At 75.1% G+C, this 14,707-nt stretch carries 15 protein-coding genes; 5 read left to right on the top strand and 10 right to left on the bottom strand.

Annotation, left to right across the window (positions count from 1 at the left end):
- Nucleotides 1-130: 130 nt before the first annotated feature.
- From PSED_RS31230 to PSED_RS31245, 4 genes are all read right to left on the bottom strand, one after another.
- Nucleotides 131-1,258 carry an alpha/beta-hydrolase family protein gene (locus tag PSED_RS31230; protein WP_013678214.1) on the bottom strand — a complete coding sequence of 376 codons (1,128 nt, stop codon included), beginning with the start codon at nt 1,256-1,258 and terminating at the stop codon, nt 131-133.
- Nucleotides 1,255-2,166: an alpha/beta hydrolase gene (locus tag PSED_RS31235; RefSeq protein WP_013678215.1), complete on the bottom strand. Its 912-nt coding sequence runs from the start codon at nt 2,164-2,166 to the stop codon at nt 1,255-1,257. The genes PSED_RS31230 and PSED_RS31235 overlap by 4 nt, the downstream gene beginning before the upstream one ends.
- Before the next feature lie 90 nt (nt 2,167-2,256).
- Nucleotides 2,257-2,922 (bottom strand): response regulator transcription factor, encoded by a 666-nt coding sequence (locus tag PSED_RS31240; protein ID WP_013678216.1) that lies wholly within the window; start codon nt 2,920-2,922, stop codon nt 2,257-2,259.
- Nucleotides 2,919-4,199 carry a sensor histidine kinase gene (locus PSED_RS31245; protein WP_013678217.1) on the bottom strand — a complete coding sequence of 427 codons (1,281 nt, stop codon included), beginning with the start codon at nt 4,197-4,199 and terminating at the stop codon, nt 2,919-2,921. Before PSED_RS31245 ends, PSED_RS31240 begins: the two co-directional genes overlap by 4 nt.
- A 41-nt stretch (nt 4,200-4,240) precedes the next feature.
- Between PSED_RS31245 and PSED_RS31250 the strand changes: the two genes are divergently transcribed.
- Nucleotides 4,241-5,116, top strand: a complete 876-nt coding sequence (locus tag PSED_RS31250; protein ID WP_013678218.1) for a serine/threonine dehydratase — start codon at nt 4,241-4,243, stop codon at nt 5,114-5,116.
- 22 nt (nt 5,117-5,138) lie between these two features.
- Here the strand turns inward: PSED_RS31250 and gcvH are convergent, their stop codons facing one another.
- Complete coding sequence (gcvH, locus tag PSED_RS31255; protein WP_013678219.1) at nt 5,139-5,543, bottom strand: glycine cleavage system protein GcvH; 405 nt, start codon at nt 5,541-5,543, stop codon at nt 5,139-5,141.
- Nucleotides 5,544-5,783: 240 nt separating this feature from the next.
- Between gcvH and PSED_RS31260 the strand changes: the two genes are divergently transcribed.
- Genes PSED_RS31260 through panE form a run of 3 tightly spaced genes read left to right on the top strand, consistent with a single transcriptional unit; the run spans nt 5,784 to nt 8,408 of the window.
- Nucleotides 5,784-6,404 (top strand): helix-turn-helix domain-containing protein, encoded by a 621-nt coding sequence (locus PSED_RS31260; protein WP_013678220.1) that lies wholly within the window; start codon nt 5,784-5,786, stop codon nt 6,402-6,404.
- 54 nt (nt 6,405-6,458) lie between these two features.
- Complete coding sequence (locus PSED_RS31265) at nt 6,459-7,457, top strand: AIR synthase related protein (RefSeq protein WP_013678221.1); 999 nt, start codon at nt 6,459-6,461, stop codon at nt 7,455-7,457.
- A 27-nt stretch (nt 7,458-7,484) separates the two neighbouring features.
- On the top strand, nt 7,485-8,408 hold the full coding sequence (gene panE / locus PSED_RS31270) for a 2-dehydropantoate 2-reductase (RefSeq protein ID WP_013678222.1): 924 nt from the start codon (nt 7,485-7,487) through the stop codon (nt 8,406-8,408).
- Between the two features lie 15 nt (nt 8,409-8,423).
- Here the strand turns inward: panE and PSED_RS31275 are convergent, their stop codons facing one another.
- From PSED_RS31275 to PSED_RS31295, 5 genes are all read right to left on the bottom strand, one after another.
- The gene (locus tag PSED_RS31275) at nt 8,424-9,470 is read right to left on the bottom strand and encodes an LLM class flavin-dependent oxidoreductase (protein ID WP_041762959.1); all 1,047 of its coding nucleotides are present in this window, start codon (nt 9,468-9,470) and stop codon (nt 8,424-8,426) included.
- Nucleotides 9,471-9,490: 20 nt separating this feature from the next.
- Nucleotides 9,491-10,003, bottom strand: coding sequence for an SRPBCC family protein (locus PSED_RS31280; protein ID WP_041760168.1), 513 nt, complete (start codon nt 10,001-10,003; stop codon nt 9,491-9,493).
- Between the two features lie 91 nt (nt 10,004-10,094).
- The gene (locus PSED_RS31285; RefSeq protein ID WP_013678225.1) at nt 10,095-11,273 is read right to left on the bottom strand and encodes a phosphoglycerate kinase; all 1,179 of its coding nucleotides are present in this window, start codon (nt 11,271-11,273) and stop codon (nt 10,095-10,097) included.
- On the bottom strand, nt 11,270-12,283 hold the full coding sequence (gene gap / locus PSED_RS31290) for a type I glyceraldehyde-3-phosphate dehydrogenase (protein WP_041760169.1): 1,014 nt from the start codon (nt 12,281-12,283) through the stop codon (nt 11,270-11,272). The genes PSED_RS31285 and gap overlap by 4 nt, the downstream gene beginning before the upstream one ends.
- Nucleotides 12,284-12,376: 93 nt before the next feature.
- Nucleotides 12,377-13,159 (bottom strand): HAD family hydrolase, encoded by a 783-nt coding sequence (locus PSED_RS31295; RefSeq protein ID WP_013678227.1) that lies wholly within the window; start codon nt 13,157-13,159, stop codon nt 12,377-12,379.
- 360 nt (nt 13,160-13,519) lie between these two features.
- On the opposite strand from PSED_RS31295, the gene PSED_RS31300 reads away from it, so the two are divergent.
- Nucleotides 13,520-14,533 (top strand): class I fructose-bisphosphate aldolase, encoded by a 1,014-nt coding sequence (locus tag PSED_RS31300; RefSeq protein ID WP_013678228.1) that lies wholly within the window; start codon nt 13,520-13,522, stop codon nt 14,531-14,533.
- The last annotated feature ends 174 nt before the right edge of the window (nt 14,534-14,707 follow it).

Raw genomic sequence — 14,707 nt, forward strand, 5'->3', positions numbered from 1 at the left:
CAGACGGCGATCCGGGCCGGAAGACCGGCACCGGGGCGTTGCCCGCCCGACTGACCTCTCCACCGTAGCCCGGATCGCACCCGCGTGCCGGAATGCGCGGATCGGACCGGTCGAACGGTCGCCCGTGGACTCACCCGTCGATCGCCCGGCCGACCGCCGTGACCGTCGCGGCTGCCGGTGCCGGGACCGCGCCCGCGTCGACGAACCCCTGCGCGAACCCGCCGCCATAGCGGTGCCCGTGCCCCGCCGGGACGTCCTGCGCACCCGGAAGACTACCCGTGACCTGCCAGAACGTGACGATCGGCAACCAGGGTCCCGGCCCGTCGGGCGCGACGAGCAACCGCGGCGACCAGTACCCGACGGGGTCGTCGGCGTTGAGGATCGTCGTCGCGTGCGGCGGCGCCGGCCGGTTCGCGCTGCCCGGCAGGCCCGCGAGCAGGGTCGCGTCGGCCCGGTCCGCGACACCCGCCGCGGCGATCGCGCCGAGGCTCTCGCCGAACAGCACGAGCCGCGGGCGCGGTCCGGCGGGCAGCGCGTCGAGCGCGGCACGGACGGCGGTGACCAGCGCCGCGGCGGACCGCTCGGCCGGCCCGGTGCCCTCGAGGTACTCGACCCAGCTCGGACGGTCCGCGTACTGCACTGCGACCGTCGCGACGTTCCCGCCGGTCAGGTACTCCACCGTCGCGACCGCGGCGGGATCGACCCAGCCCGACCCGGTCGGCGCGGCGACGAGGATCGTCGAGCGGGTGAACCCGCCGTCGCGCCGCAGGTCGTCGACGGCCGCGGCGGCCCGGGCGGCGTCGGTGCCGCCGTCGCCGAGCGAGGCGTAGGCGCGGATCGGCTCCACCGCGGGGGCGCCGGTGACCTGGGTGATCCGGGCGGGTGCCGTCGCCCCGGCGACGAACTCGGCGCCGGCGACGGAGAGCCCAGGAGGCGCGGGCGGCGCGGCGGGCGCGTCCGGCGTCCCGGCTCCGACGAGCGGCGCGGCGGCGAGCACGGCGACGCACAGCGTGGCGTGCAGCCGCCGCGACCGCAGCCGGATGACGAGGTGCACGACCATGGCCGGGATCGCGAACAGCAGCCGGATCTGCAGCGCGACCAGCACGGCGACGACCAGCCGCAACGCCACGCCGGGATCGAGGACGTAGGGCATCGCGAGCGACGCGACGCCCCCGGCCGCGCCGGCGACCACGCCTGTCGCACGGAGCGTGGGCCGCGCCGGCCGAGGCAGGGGCCGGCCGAGGGGCAGCGCGGTCACGCCGCCACCGCCGCGGCGGGCGACGACGTGACCGTCGCCTCCGGCGAGGACGCGACCGCCGCATCCGGCGAGGACGCGACCGCCGCATCCGGCGAGGACGCGACCGCGGCGACGGCGTCCAGCGTCGCGCTGCCGGGAGCCAGGTAGCGGTCGTGCGCGGTGACGCCCGTCGTCGGCAGCAGGGTGGCGCCGAACGACGGTGAGGCCGGGTCGGCGCCGTGCCCGAGGTCGCCGATCTCGATCGACGGCACCCACCGCATCCAGTCCGCGGGAGCACGGGCGGCGAAGACGTGCGCGCGGGTGTGCAGGTCCGCAACGTCGTCGGCGCGGGCGCCGGGGCTGGCGAGCAGGACGAGGTCGTCGGCGTCGAGGTCCGGCGCGGCCAGTGCGGCGACGACCGCGCCGTAGCTGTGCGCGACGACCGTCAGGTGCGGCGGGCCGGCGACGTGCGCGGCGCGCACCGACTCGACGAACGTGTCGAGCGCCGGGGCGGCTGCCCGGGCCGGCGCGCCGGACGCGGCGTCGAGCCCGAGCCCCTGCGGCGTCCGGTACCCGACCCAGACGACGACCGCGGTGTCCGGTCCCGCCGCCGCCCGCAGCGCGCGGGCCCACGAGAGCGGCTTCGCGATCGAGTGCAGATCCGTGTCGGAGCCCGGGACGATCACGGCGACCGACCGCGCGGTGGCCGGGTCCCCGAGCGCGACGACGGCGAGCCCGCGCCCGGCGGGGTCGCAGCCGAGGACCCGGAGGTCGTCACCCTGGGTGTTCGCGGCGGCGAGGGACGCGGCACACGCAGGGTCCCGCGCAACGGCCGCGGCCGGCGCCGCGGACGCGGGCCACGCCAGCGCCACGAGCAGCCCGAACAGGATCGCGGCGGCGGCGAAGGGGTACAACCAGCGGAAGGTCACGCTGGTCGACGCTAAGAACGAAACGGTCCGGGATCGTCACGCTACGGAGCCGTCTTCGACCCCCTACCGGGGTCCCGCGGGCGTGGGGTCCTACCCCTGCGGTCGCACGAGCCCGCACTCGTAGGCGACCACGACGGCCTGCGCCCGGTCGCGGAGCCCGAGCTTGCCGAAGATCCGGCTGACGTGCGTCTTCACGGTCTGCTCGGCGAGGACGAGGGCGTCCGCGATCTCGGTGTTCGACAGCCCCCGGGCGACCAGACCCAGTACCTCGGTCTCACGGTCGGTCAGCGGCGCGAGCCGGTCGGGGCGCGGTCCGGCGGCGGCCGGGTCGGGCCGGGCGGCGACGAAGTGAGCGATGAGCCGCCGCGTCACCTCGGGCGCGAGCAGGGCCTCGCCCGCGGCGACGACGCGCACCGCGTGGAGCAGGTCGGTCGCGGGCGCGTGCTTGAGCAGGAACCCGCTCGCGCCTGCCGCGAGCGCGTCGAAGATGTAGTCGTCGAGGTCGAACGTGGTCAGGACGACGACCTTCGGCGGGTCGGGTTGTGCCAGCAGCAGCCGCGCCGCCTCGAGTCCGTCCATCTCCGGCATCCGGATGTCCATCAGCACGACGTCCGGATGTCGCGTCGCGGCGACGGGCAGCGCCGCCCGGCCGTCGCCCGCCGTGCCGACGACCTCCATGTCCGGCTGGGCGTCGAGCAGCGCGGCGAAGCCCTCCCGCACCATCGCCTGGTCGTCGACGACGAGCACCCGGATCACGGCCGTCCCCCGATCGACAGCTCGGCACGCAGCCGGAAACCCGCGTCCACCTGTTCGGCGTGCAGGGTGCCGCCGTGCACCTCGACACGTTCGCGCATGCCGCGCAGGCCCTGCCCGCCGCCGGGGACGTCGGGCCCGGTGCCCGCGTCGTTCTCCACGACGACGACCAGCACGTCGGCCGAGCGCGCGACCCGGACCCGCACCGGCGCACCGGCCGCGTGCTGCGCGGCGTTGGCCAGTCCCTGCTGGACGATCCGGTAGACGGTGAGCCCGAGCGGCGCCGGGACGGGTCCGCCGGGGTCGATCTCCCAGCTCACGTCGGCGCCGGCGGCGCGGGCGTCGGACAGGAGCGTCTCCAGCTGGTCGGTGCCGGGCTGCGGCGCCCGCTCGGCCCCGTCGGCGTTGGACGAACGGAGCACCCCGAGCAGGTTCTGCAGGTCCCCGAGCGCCTCCCGCGCCGCCGCCGCGACCTCGGCGAGCTCCGCGCGGGCGTTCTCGGGCAGGTCACCGAGCCGGTAGGGCGCGGTCTCGCAGCGCACCGCGATCATCGACATGTGGTGGGCGACGACGTCGTGCATCTCCCGCGCGATCCGCGCCCGCTCGGCCAGCGCCCCGCGTTCGGCCTGCGCCTCGGCGACCCGGATCCGCTCCGCCTCCAGCGCCACGCGGGCGTCCCAGCGCGCCCCGAAGGCCATCCCGACGGCGACGACGACCGCCACGACGAGCACCGAGCCCCACAGGTACGACGCCTCCACGGGCCACGGCGAGACGAGGGTGAGCACACCGAGCAGCGCGACCGTCAGCCCGCCGACGGCCAGCGACACCCCGGCCGGTCCGGCCCACGCCGCGAGCAGCACGACCGGGACGACGAACAGCCACTCCCACACCTCGAGCACCGGCACGGTCGGCACCGGCGGCCCGACGAGGAACGGCAGGACGAGCACCCAGGCGGCCATGAGCCGCCACGCGTCCAGCGGCCGGCGGTGGACCAGCCACAGCGCGGCGACGAACGGCAGCAGCATGAGGAACGCGAGGCCGCCGACCATGCGGGCGTCGTCGTTGAAGACCGCCCCGGCCGCGGCGCCGGCGACGATCAGCCCGTAGACGACGAAAAGCACCGTCAGCCAGCGGGTCAGCCGCCGCCCGCGCGGGTAGGGCCAGCGGGCGTCGGATCGCGGCCCCTGCCAGATCACCGCCGCGACGGCCCGACCGGCGACGCGCAGGATCCGCTCGCCGACCTTGGCGGCGGGCGACGGCGCGCGGTCGTCCGTGGTCATCGTCGCCGAGACTAGCGACGGGCGAGGTCCATCATGGGGACGTGAGTCCTTCTCCCGCCGACGTGGCCGCCGCCGCGACCCGTGTCGCCCCGCACGTCCGTCGCACGCCGCTGTTCGCCACCGAGGTCGACGGCCGCCCGCTGCTGCTCAAGCTCGAGCACCTGCAGCGCAGCGGTTCGTTCAAGATGCGCGGCGCGACGAACGCGCTGCTGTCGGGTGAGCGCCCCGACCGGGTCGTGACGGCGTCGGGCGGCAACCACGGGCTCGGGGTCGCCACCGCGGCCGCCCGGCTGGGCGTCCCCGCGACGGTCTACGTGCCCGAGTCCGTGCCCGATGCCAAGGCGCGACGCATCGAGGCGGCGGGGGCGAAGCTCGTCCGCCACGGCGACACCTACGCCGAGGCCGCCGCCGCCGCGCGCGCCGAGCAGGGCGGCCGCTACCTGCACGCGTACGACCAGCCCGAGGTCGTCGCCGGCCAGGGCACCGTCGCCGCGGAGATCGTGGCCGACGCGCCCGACGTCGACGCGGTCGTCGTCGCCGCGGGTGGCGGCGGGCTCGCGGCCGGGACCTCGCTCGCGATCGGCGGTCGGCGCATCGTCACCGTCGAACCCGAGCACTGCCGGGCGGTCCACGCGGCACTCACCGCCGGGGGGCCCGTCGACGTCGGGGTCGACTCGGTCGCGGCGTCGGCGCTGGGTGCGACCCGGATCGGCGATCTCGCGTTCGCGCTGCTCGACGCGGCCGACACGGTCCCGGTACTGGTGTCCGACGACGAGATCCTCGCCGCGCGCGACCTGCTCTGGGACGAGTTCCGGCTGCGCGTCGAACCGGCCGCCGCCGCACCGTTCGCGGCGTGGCTGGCCGACCGGATCCCTGCCCGGAACCCGTGCCTGGTGCTCTGCGGCGCGAACGACTGACCCGGGTCCCGCAGGTGCCGGGTCAGGCGTCCTCGGCGTTGGCCGCGCGGTAGGCCTCGGCGGTCATCAGCTCGCCCAGCGCCGTCACCTCGACGGCGAACAGCCAGCCCTCCCCGTAGGGATCGGTGCCGACGACGGCCGGGTCGTCGACGAGCGCGGTGTTGACCTCGGCGATCGTCCCGGTCGCCGGGCTGAACAACTCCGAGACCGACTTCGTCGACTCGATCTCGCCGCACGGCTCGCCGGCGGTGACCGCGGCGCCGACCTCCGGCAGGTCGACGTAGACGATCTCGCCGAGTGCCTCCACCGCGATGGCGGAGATGCCGACGCGGACCGGGCCGGCGGGTGCGTCGGAGCCGGGGGCGGCGGCGATCCACTCGTGCTCGGCGGTGTAGCCCAGCGAGTCGGGGAGCTCGATCTCGGACAAGGCGGTTCCTCTCGGGCGCGGACGAGTGCGGCGGCGATCCTACGAGACGGGACCGGTGTCGCGGGTCGGGCGTGCGTCGCGGCGACCGCATGGTCGAGGCCGCCGTCGTGGAGCGGGCGCAGACCTGTCCGCGTCCCGGCCTCGACCTGCGGTCACGCCGCGCGGGGAGAAAAGTCGTCCACGATAGGTGGAAGGCGTTTATGATGCTGGACGACCTGCGAGCGACGGAGGACTCACACCATGGCCACCCCGGACGTCCGTGCCGACGGGAAAGCCGACGTCGCGAGCTGGGAACCGATCGTCGGCGCCATCGGCCCGAAGGTCCGTGAGGTCCGCCAGCTGCTCGGCCTTTCGCTGCAGCAGCTCGCCGGGCGTTCCGAGGTCTCCGCCGCCGCGATCCACAAGGTCGAGCGGGGCGACATGGTCCCGACGATCACCACCCTGCTCAAACTCTCCGCCGCGCTCGGCCGCCCCATCGGGTTCTTCGTCGACGACGCCGACTGGGCGGGACCGGTGGGCGTCCACGTCCGCGCCGGCGAGCGTCCCGCGGCGCCGGGCGACTGGGCACCCGCGGCCTCCGGTGTCGACGCGGCCGCGATCGCCCTGCCCGGCGAGCGGCTGCGCGGCGCCGGCGTGTGGGCCGAGATCGAGCCCGGCGGTGGCAGCGGCGACGCGCGGTCCGTCCGTACCGGCGAGGAGCTCGTGCTGGTCACGGCGGGTGTGCTGGCCGTCGACGTGGCCGGCGAGCGCTACCGCCTCGAGGCGGGCGACTCGCTGCACTTCCCGGCCGACCGCCCGCACAGCTGGCACAACCCCGGCCCGGAGACCACGACCGCCGTCTGGTGGCTCCTGCGCGGCTGACGCGGGCCCCCGAGAACGCCGAAAGCCGCCCCGAGAAGAAGGCACGATACGTACGTGACGCAGTCCGACACCCCCACCGACGCACGCGTGCTCGACGAGCTCGTCGAGTCCGTGCTGGCCAATCCGGGCCTGCACGCCAAGGCCGACATCGCCGTCGTCGGCGAGGTGCTGGGCGGGACCGACTGGGTGGCCGGGCCGGGCGACGACGGCGCCGTCCTGCCGCTGGCCCCGACCGTCGGCTCGGACGCGGGTGTCGTCGTCTGCGGCGAGGCGATCTTCCCCCCGTTCGTGAAGGCCGACCCACGTGGCGCGGGCTTCGCCGCCGTCCTCGCCAACGTCAACGACATCGCCGCGATGGGCGCCGTACCGATGGGCATCGTCGACACGATCGCGACGAGCCCCGAGGCCGGCCGGCTCGCGCTCGCCGGCATGCGTACCGCGGCCGGGCTGCTCGACGTCCCGATCGTCGGCGGCCACCTCACCGCGCACGACGGCGAGCCCGCGATCTCGGCGTTCGCGGTCGGGTCGGTGACCGACCCGGCGCTGGCGCTGTCGGTCACGCGGGCACAGCCGGGGCAGTCCCTCGTCGTCGCGGCGGCCACCATCGGCACGATGAACGCCACCTTCCCGTTCTTCCGGGCCTTCGAGGAGCGCGGCGACCGATGCGCCGGCGACGTCCGGCTGATGCCGCGGCTGGCCCGCGAGGGCGTCGTCGTCGCGGCCAAGGACATCTCGATGGCGGGCCTGGTGGGGTCGCTGGCGATGCTGCTGGAGGCCCGCGGGTTGGGCGTGACCGTCGACGTCGACGCCGTGCCCGCCCCCGCCGACGTCCCGCTCACCCGGTGGTTCAACTGCTTCCCCAGCTTCGGCTTCCTGCTGTGCGTGCCACAGGGCCGCGAGGACGAGTGCCTCGCCGCGTTCGCCGGGCGCGACCTGTCCGCGGCGGTCGTCGGCACCCTGGACGACACCGGTGAGCTCGCTCTCCGACGCGGTGACCAGCGCCGTCTCGTCATGCAACTGAACGAGTTCCTCGTCACCGGGCTGCCCCGGTAGCCCCTGCCCGCGCACTAGGTTGGCGCGGTGAGAATCCTCGTCCTGGGTGCCGGTGCCATCGGCGGCTACTTCGGCGGCCGGCTGGCCGCTGCGGGTCGCGACGTCACCTTCCTGGTCCGTCCGGCCCGCGCCGCCCTCCTCGCGCAGAACGGGCTGCACGTCCGCAGCCCGCACGGCGACTTCGCCGTCGCCGCCCCGACGACGGTCACCGCCGACGCCGTGCGGGACCCGTACGACCTGGTGATCCTCGGCGCCAAGGGCTACGACCTCGACTCCGCCGTCGACGCGATCGCGCCCGCCGTGGGCCCGGACACCGCCGTGCTGCCGCTGCTCAACGGCATGCGCCACATCGACGTCCTGGACGACCGCTTCGGCCCGGAGGCCGTACTGGGCGGGACGTGCCTGGCGCCCCTCGTGCTGCGTGCCGACGGCTCGATCGACCACCTCGGCGAGCCGCACACCCTGACCCACGGTGAGCTCAAGGGCGGCACGTCCGCCCGGTCCTCGGCCATCCAGGAGGAGCTCACCGGCGCCGGCTTCGACGCGGTCGAGTCGGCCGACATCCTGCAGGACATGTGGGAGAAGTGGGTCTTCCTCGCCTCCGCCGCCGGCATCACCTCGCTGATGCGGGCACCTGTCGGCGACATCGTCGCCGCAGGCGGGACCGCGCTGGTCGAGCAGCTGATCGCCGAGGTCGCGGGCATCGCCGAGGAGCAGGGCCGGCCGCCGCGGGCGGCCGCACTGGCGCAGACCCGCGCGGGCCTCACCGCGCCCGGCTCGCCGATGACGGCGTCGATGATGCGCGACATCGACGCCGGCCACCGCACCGAGGTCGACCACATCATCGGCGACCTGCTGGCGCGCGCCGGCGACCGCCCGGTCGACCTGCTGCGGACGGTGTTCGTGCACGTCAAGACGTACGAGGCGCGCCGGGAGCGCGAGGCGGGCTGACGCCCCGGCGACGATTCAGCCGATCCCGCGCACGAGCTCGACCGCGCGGGCGAGCGTCGTCAGGCGGGCGTCGAGATCGTCCCCGGCCGGGTAGAGCCGGACGGTGTCGACGCCTGCCGCGCGCCAGACCCGAAGCCGCGCCCTGACCATGTCCTCGGTGCCGATCAGCGTCGTGGCCAGCACCATCTCGTCCGTGACGAGTGCGGCGGCGCCGTCGCGGTCACCGGCCTGCCAGCGCTCGTGGACCCGTGCCGCGACGTCGGCCCAGCCCTGCCGGCCGTACGCGGCGTTGTAGAAGTTGGTCGACGACGAGCCCATGCCGCCGAGACTGAACGCCAGGCCGCGCCTGCGGTCGTCGACGATCGCGGCGAGCTCCTCCTCGTCGGCCGCGAAGCAGACCTCGGCGCCCTGACAGACGTCGAAATCGGCGCGCGTGCGCCCGGCGGCGGTGAGCCCGGCGTCGAGGTGGGCGAAATAGGCCTCGGCGGCGCCCTCGGGGACGAAGCTCGTCCCCAGCCAGCCGTCGGCGAGCTCACCGGTCAGCGCGAGCATCTTCGGCGACATCGTCGCGAGGTAGAGCGGGATGTCGGGGTTGGGCCGCGCCGAGAGCCGCATCGGCCGCGACTCGCCGGGCAGCGGGATCGTGTGGGCCGCACCGTCGTAGCGGATCTTCTCGCCGGCGAGGGCGCTGCGCAGGATCTCGATCGTCTCGCGGGTGCGGGTCAGCGGTCTCGCGAACGGCACGCCGTGCAGGCCCTCCATCACCTGCGGTCCCGACGTGCCGAGCCCGAGCAGGAAGCGGCCGTCGGACATGTCGGCCAACGTCAGGGCGGCCTGCGCGAGCGCGACCGGGGACCGGGTGCCCACCTGCAGGACCCCGGACCCGAGCAGCAGCCGGTCGGTGCGGGCCGCCAGATAGCCCAGCACCGAGACCGCGTCCGAACCCCAGGCCTCGGCGACCCAGCAGACGTCGAGCCCCAGCTTCTCGGCCTCGACGACGAACGTGACGGTCTCCTGGAACGACGCCGCCCCGGACCCTTCGACCGTCGTCGCGGTACGCATCCGCGACGACCGGCGACCGGTCACCTCGCCGCCTCGGCACGCTCCTTGACGGCCGCCAGCGTCCGGCGGATGCCCGCCTCGAACTCGCGGAGGCGCACGAAGACGATCTTCTGTTCCTTGTCGGGCATGGCGTCGATCGCGAAGCTGAGCCCGGAGCGGCCCGGGCCGAGCTGCACCCACTGGCTCAGCCGCGTGCCGGCGCCCTCGGGCCGCAGCGTGAACCGCCACCGCGCCGAGGGATCGTCGGGATCGGTGACCGCCCAGGCGAGCGTCTCCGGCGCGGTGCACTCGACGACATAGGACGTCGTCGACCATTCGCCCAGAGCGTCGTGCTTGCTGTACCCGACGAACCGCGCACCGACGGCCGGTCCGGTCGCGCCGTCACACCACTCGACGGCCCGCAGCTCGTTGCTCATCGAGGGCATCTCCTCGACGGCGGCGACGATCTCCCAGACCCGCTCCGGCCGCGCGTCGATCCAGATCTCGTCCTCGACGGTAGGTGTGTCGGCATACCTGGCACCGGTCCATTCCACGGCTTGCGACGCTAGCCCGTGGGCGCGCACCCGACCAGGCCACCCGAGAGTGGCGTCACCGGCCATGACCGGTGACGCCACGCACAGGTCGTCAGGCCCCGAGGACCGCCAGCCCCGGCAGCGTCCTGCCCTCCAGGTACTCCAGCGACGCGCCGCCGCCGGTGGAGATGTGGGAGAACCCGTCCTCGGGCAGGCCCAGGGCGCGCACCGCGGCCGCGGAGTCGCCCCCGCCGACGACGCTGAACGCGCCGGCGGCGGTGGCGTCGACGATCGCCTGCGCGACACCGCGGGTGCCCTCGGCGAAGGGAGCCAGCTCGAACACGCCCATCGGGCCGTTCCAGAAGACCGTCCGCGCCCCGTCGAGGGCCTTCGTGAACACGGCGACGGACTCGGGGCCGACGTCGAGGCCCATCCACCCGTCGGGGATCGCGTCGACCGGGACGACGCGGGTGCGCGCGTCGACGGAGAACGCGTCGGCGACGACGACGTCGACGGGCAGCACGATCCTGCCGGAGTCCAGCAGCGCCCTCGCGTTCTCGACCTGCTCCTCCTGCAACAGCGAGGCACCCACCGAATGCCCTTGCGCGGCGAGGAAGGTGAAGCACATCCCGCCGCCGACGAGCAGGCTGTCGACCCGCGGGAGCAACGCCTCGATGACGGCGAGCTTGTCCGACACCTTCGAGCCGCCGAGCACGACGGCGTACGGCTGGGCGGACCGCTCGGTCAGCCGGGCGAGGACGTCGGCCTCGGCGGCGACGAGGGTGCCGGTGTAGGCGGGCAGCCGGGTCGCGACGTCGTAGACCGACGCCTGCTTGCGGTGCACGACCCCGAACCCGTCGGAGACGAAGGCGCCGTCGGCGCCGGCGAGCGCCGCCAGCGAGTCGGCCAGCGCACCGCGCTCCGCGTCGTCCCTGCTGGTCTCGCGGGGGTCGAACCGGATGTTCTCCAGCAGGACGACGCCGCCGTCCTCGATCGGGGGGACGGAGTCGAGCATCGCCAGCACGACCGACGACCCGAGCAGCTCCGCCAGCCGCGCCGCGACCGGTGCGAGCGAGAGCCGCGGGTCGGGACCGCCCTGCGGCCGGCCCAGGTGCGCGGTCACGACGACGCGCGCCCCGGCCCTGGCGAGCGCCGAGATCGTGGGGACCGACGCGCGGATGCGGCCGTCGTCGGTGATCCGGTCGCCGTCGAGCGGGACGTTGAGGTCGGAGCGGACCAGGACGGTCCGACCCCGGACCCCCTCGGCCAGCAGGTCGTCGAGCGACCTCACAGTGCCGAGCCGACGAGCGCGGTGACGTCGACGAGGCGGTTGGAGTAGCCCCACTCGTTGTCGTACCAGCCGACGATCTTGACCAGGTTGCCCGACACCTTGGTCAGGCCCGCGTCGAAGATGCACGAGTGCGGGTCGGTCACGATGTCCGACGACACGATCGGGTCCTCGGTGTACTTCAGGACGCCCGCGAGCGGGCCCTCGGCCGCGGCCTTCATCGCGGCGTTGACCTCCTCGGCGGTGGTGTCCCGGCCGACGGTCGCGGTGAGGTCGGTGGCCGAGCCGGTGGGGATCGGCACCCGCAGGGCGTAGCCGTCCAGCTTGCCCTTGAGGTGCGGCAGCACCAGCGAGATCGCCTTGGCCGCACCCGTCGAGGTCGGGACGATGTTCAGCGCGGCCGCCCGGGCCCGGCGCAGGTCCTTGTGCGGGCCGTCCTGGAGGTTCTGGTCCTGGGTGTAGGCGTGGATCGTGGTCATGAGGCCACGCTCGATGCCGAGCAGGTCGTCGAGCACCTTCGCCATCGGCGCCAGGCAGTTGGTGGTGCAGGACGCGTTGGAGACGACGACCTGCGAGCCGTCGTAGTCGCCGTCGTTGACGCCCTTGACGATCGTGATGTCCTCGCCGGTGGCCGGCGCGGAGATGACGACCTTCTTCGCGCCCGCGTCGAGGTGCTTGTCCGCGCCCTCGCGCGTGGTGAAGATGCCGGTCGACTCGACGACCACGTCGACGCCCAGGTCCTTCCACGGCAGCCGCGCGGGGTCGCGCTCCGACAGCACCGCGAGCGGCCTGCCGTCGACGACGATGTCCTCGCCGGAGGTGCCGACCTCGTGGGGCAGCCGGCCCAGGATCGAGTCGTACTTCAGCAGGTGCGCGAGCGTCGCGGTGTCGGTGAGGTCGTTCACCGCGACGATCTCGATGTCACCGGTGCCCGCGGTGCGCCGGGCGTCGACCGCCCGCCAGAAGTTGCGGCCGATGCGACCGAAGCCGTTCACGCCAACCCGAAGCGTCACGCTCACTCCATTCCTGTACCGGCGGCCGCACCCTGCGGCCGGGGTGAATCCGTCCGGCCACGCCGTCGGTGACGACGCCCGCGGCCGGCATGGTCAACGGGCCCGCCACCACGCGGTGTGCACGTCGATCGCGCGCTGCGCGGTCAGCGGCCCGGAGCCGCCCTGCGCGGTCCTGTCGCCGGGACCGCCGCCGGGGCCGCCGTCGTAACCCGGCAGCACCAGCGCGGCGCCGGTGAAGTCCTGGCCCACGGTGTAGCCGTTGGTGACGACGACCGTCGCCAGTCCCGCCCCCGTCGCCGCGCGGACGCCGACGCCGGAGTCCTCGACCGCCAGCGCGGCCGAGGCGTCGAGCCCGAGACCCTGCAACGCGAGGAGATAGGCCTCGGGGTCCGGCTTGAGCCGCTCGACCTCGTCGCCGGTGACCACGACCTCGACGACGTCGCCGAGCAGGTGCCGCACCAGCGGGACCGCCCAGTCGCGGCGGCCCGTCGTGGCGACGCCGATCCGGACGCCGGCGGCGACGAGGCCGTCGACGAACGCGGTCAGGCCCTTACGGGGCACGAAGGCGCCCGCCTGCACGCGCTCGACGAAGAGCGCCGTCTTCGTCCGGTGCACGTCGAGCGCGGTGGCGGCGGCGTCGTCGGGGTCCCACCCGCGGCCGGTGAGGTCGGCGGCGACGCGGCGGCGGCCGCCGGTGATCCGCAGGAGCGAGCCGTAGTGCTCGACATCCCACTCGACGTCGATCCCGTGCCGGACGAACGCCTCGTTGAACGCGGGGCGGTGCCCGTCGCGTTCGGTGTCGGCGAGCGTGCCGTCGACGTCGAAGATCACCGCCTGCAGTCCGCCGACCGCCGCCACCCCGTCCGTGCCCCCCACCGCAGCCCCACCTCCCGCGCACCGCGCACACCTGTCCGGCGGGCCCGTGACAGGCCCGGCACCGGCACGGAGTGTTCGTGCCGGCCCCGGACGACCCATCCCCCACGAGGGGGGCGGATCGGGTGCGGTGGCGCCCCGGCGGCCGGACCTCCCCCGGTTGCCCACGCCTATCCCCCGCCCGGGGGGTGCGGCTCGACCGGGGCAGGCGCGACCCTGCCCGTTCCGGATGTGGGAGCACCGCGGCCGTCGCCCCGGCGCGGGCGTCCCCGCGGCGGCGCACGCGATCGACGCGAGGCACATCGAGGCACGTGCGCGGCGGCCGGTGGCGATCCGCCCGCGATCGTTCGACGGAGGTGCGGCATGGACGCGTTGCGACGGCGGACCCGGCGGATGTTCGCGTTCCGCAAGGCCGTTCTCGCGCTCGACACCGACCCGGCACGGCTCAACCGCCGGTTCAGCGCGGTCGGTGCCGAGTCCGGTCCCACCGGTGCGGCCGCCTACCGGGACATGGTGCTCGGCTCCCCCGACCTGTCGACGACGGCCAGCGCCGTCGTCCTGCCGCCGGAGGCGTTCGGCGCCGCCGCCGCGACGTCCGACCGGCTCGGCACCGCTCCGGCGGCCACGGGCGCCCGCAGCCGCGGTCTGCTCGATCGGCTCCGCGCGGCCGGGGTGCTGGTCGGGGTGCGGGCCGACACCGGGGCGGAGCCGCTGTCGTCGGACCGCGAGGAACGCATCACCTCCGGGCTCGACGGGCTGGCCGACCGGCTGCGCCGGCTGCAGGCGCTCGGCGCGACGTTCGCGGTGTGGAGCATGTCGTCGGGCTCGGCGATCGACTACGGCGCGCTGCGGACGTTGACCGTCAACAGCCAGGCCGCCGCGCGCTTCGCCTACACCTGCCAGACCGTCGGTGTCGTGCCCGTCGTCCGCGTCGGTACCCGGATGCGCGACGGCACACCGGCGCAGCGCAGCGCCGCCCGTGCGGCCGCGCTGCTCAGCGTCTGCGGCCACCTCGAGGACATCGAGGTCGATCTGCCGTCCGTCGTCATCAGCACCGAGGCCGAGTACGTCGCCGGCACCGACCCCGTCACCGGAGGGCCGCTCGTCGCGCTCCCCGGTCGGCTCGGTGGCGTCGCGCTCACCGCGGGCGACGCGTCGCTGCACACCGCGGCCGCCGCGGTCGGGGCCGTCCGGGAGGCCGACCCGCCGTGGCCGGTCACGTTCTACCTCGGCCGCGAGGTGACGCGTCCGGCCCTGTTGGCGTGGCGCGGACGCGGCGGCTCCGTCCGCGCCGGGCAGCAGGCGCTGCGCGACGGGCTCGCCACCGCCTGCTCCTCGCTGGGCGCCCGGCCGCTCGCCGCGGTCCCCGGCTCCTAGGGACCGCTCGTGTGGTCCGGCTCGTGAGGACCGCTCGTGGGTCCCCGGCTCCCGGGGACCGCGCGTGTGGTCCACGCAACATCCCTGCAACGACGCAGGCCACTCTGCATCTCAACGACCCCGTACGCCAGGGCCGGCTCGACCCGAGCCGGGAATGCCGGACCGACCGGGCCA

Source organism: Pseudonocardia benzenivorans CB1190 (genome assembly GCF_000196675.2).
Lineage (GTDB): Bacteria > Actinomycetota > Actinomycetes > Mycobacteriales > Pseudonocardiaceae > Pseudonocardia > Pseudonocardia benzenivorans.

What these genes read in the sequence shown, in the direction of transcription:
- PSED_RS31245 (WP_013678217.1), bottom strand. Translation starts at nt 4,199, where the DNA reads ATGACCACGGACGACCGCGCGCCGTCGCCCGCCGCCAAGGTCGGCGAG.
- PSED_RS31260 (WP_013678220.1), top strand. Translation starts at nt 5,784, where the DNA reads ATGGCCACCCCGGACGTCCGTGCCGACGGGAAAGCCGACGTCGCGAGC.
- PSED_RS31275 (WP_041762959.1), bottom strand. Translation starts at nt 9,470, where the DNA reads ATGCGTACCGCGACGACGGTCGAAGGGTCCGGGGCGGCGTCGTTCCAG.
- PSED_RS31300 (WP_013678228.1), top strand. Translation starts at nt 13,520, where the DNA reads ATGGACGCGTTGCGACGGCGGACCCGGCGGATGTTCGCGTTCCGCAAG.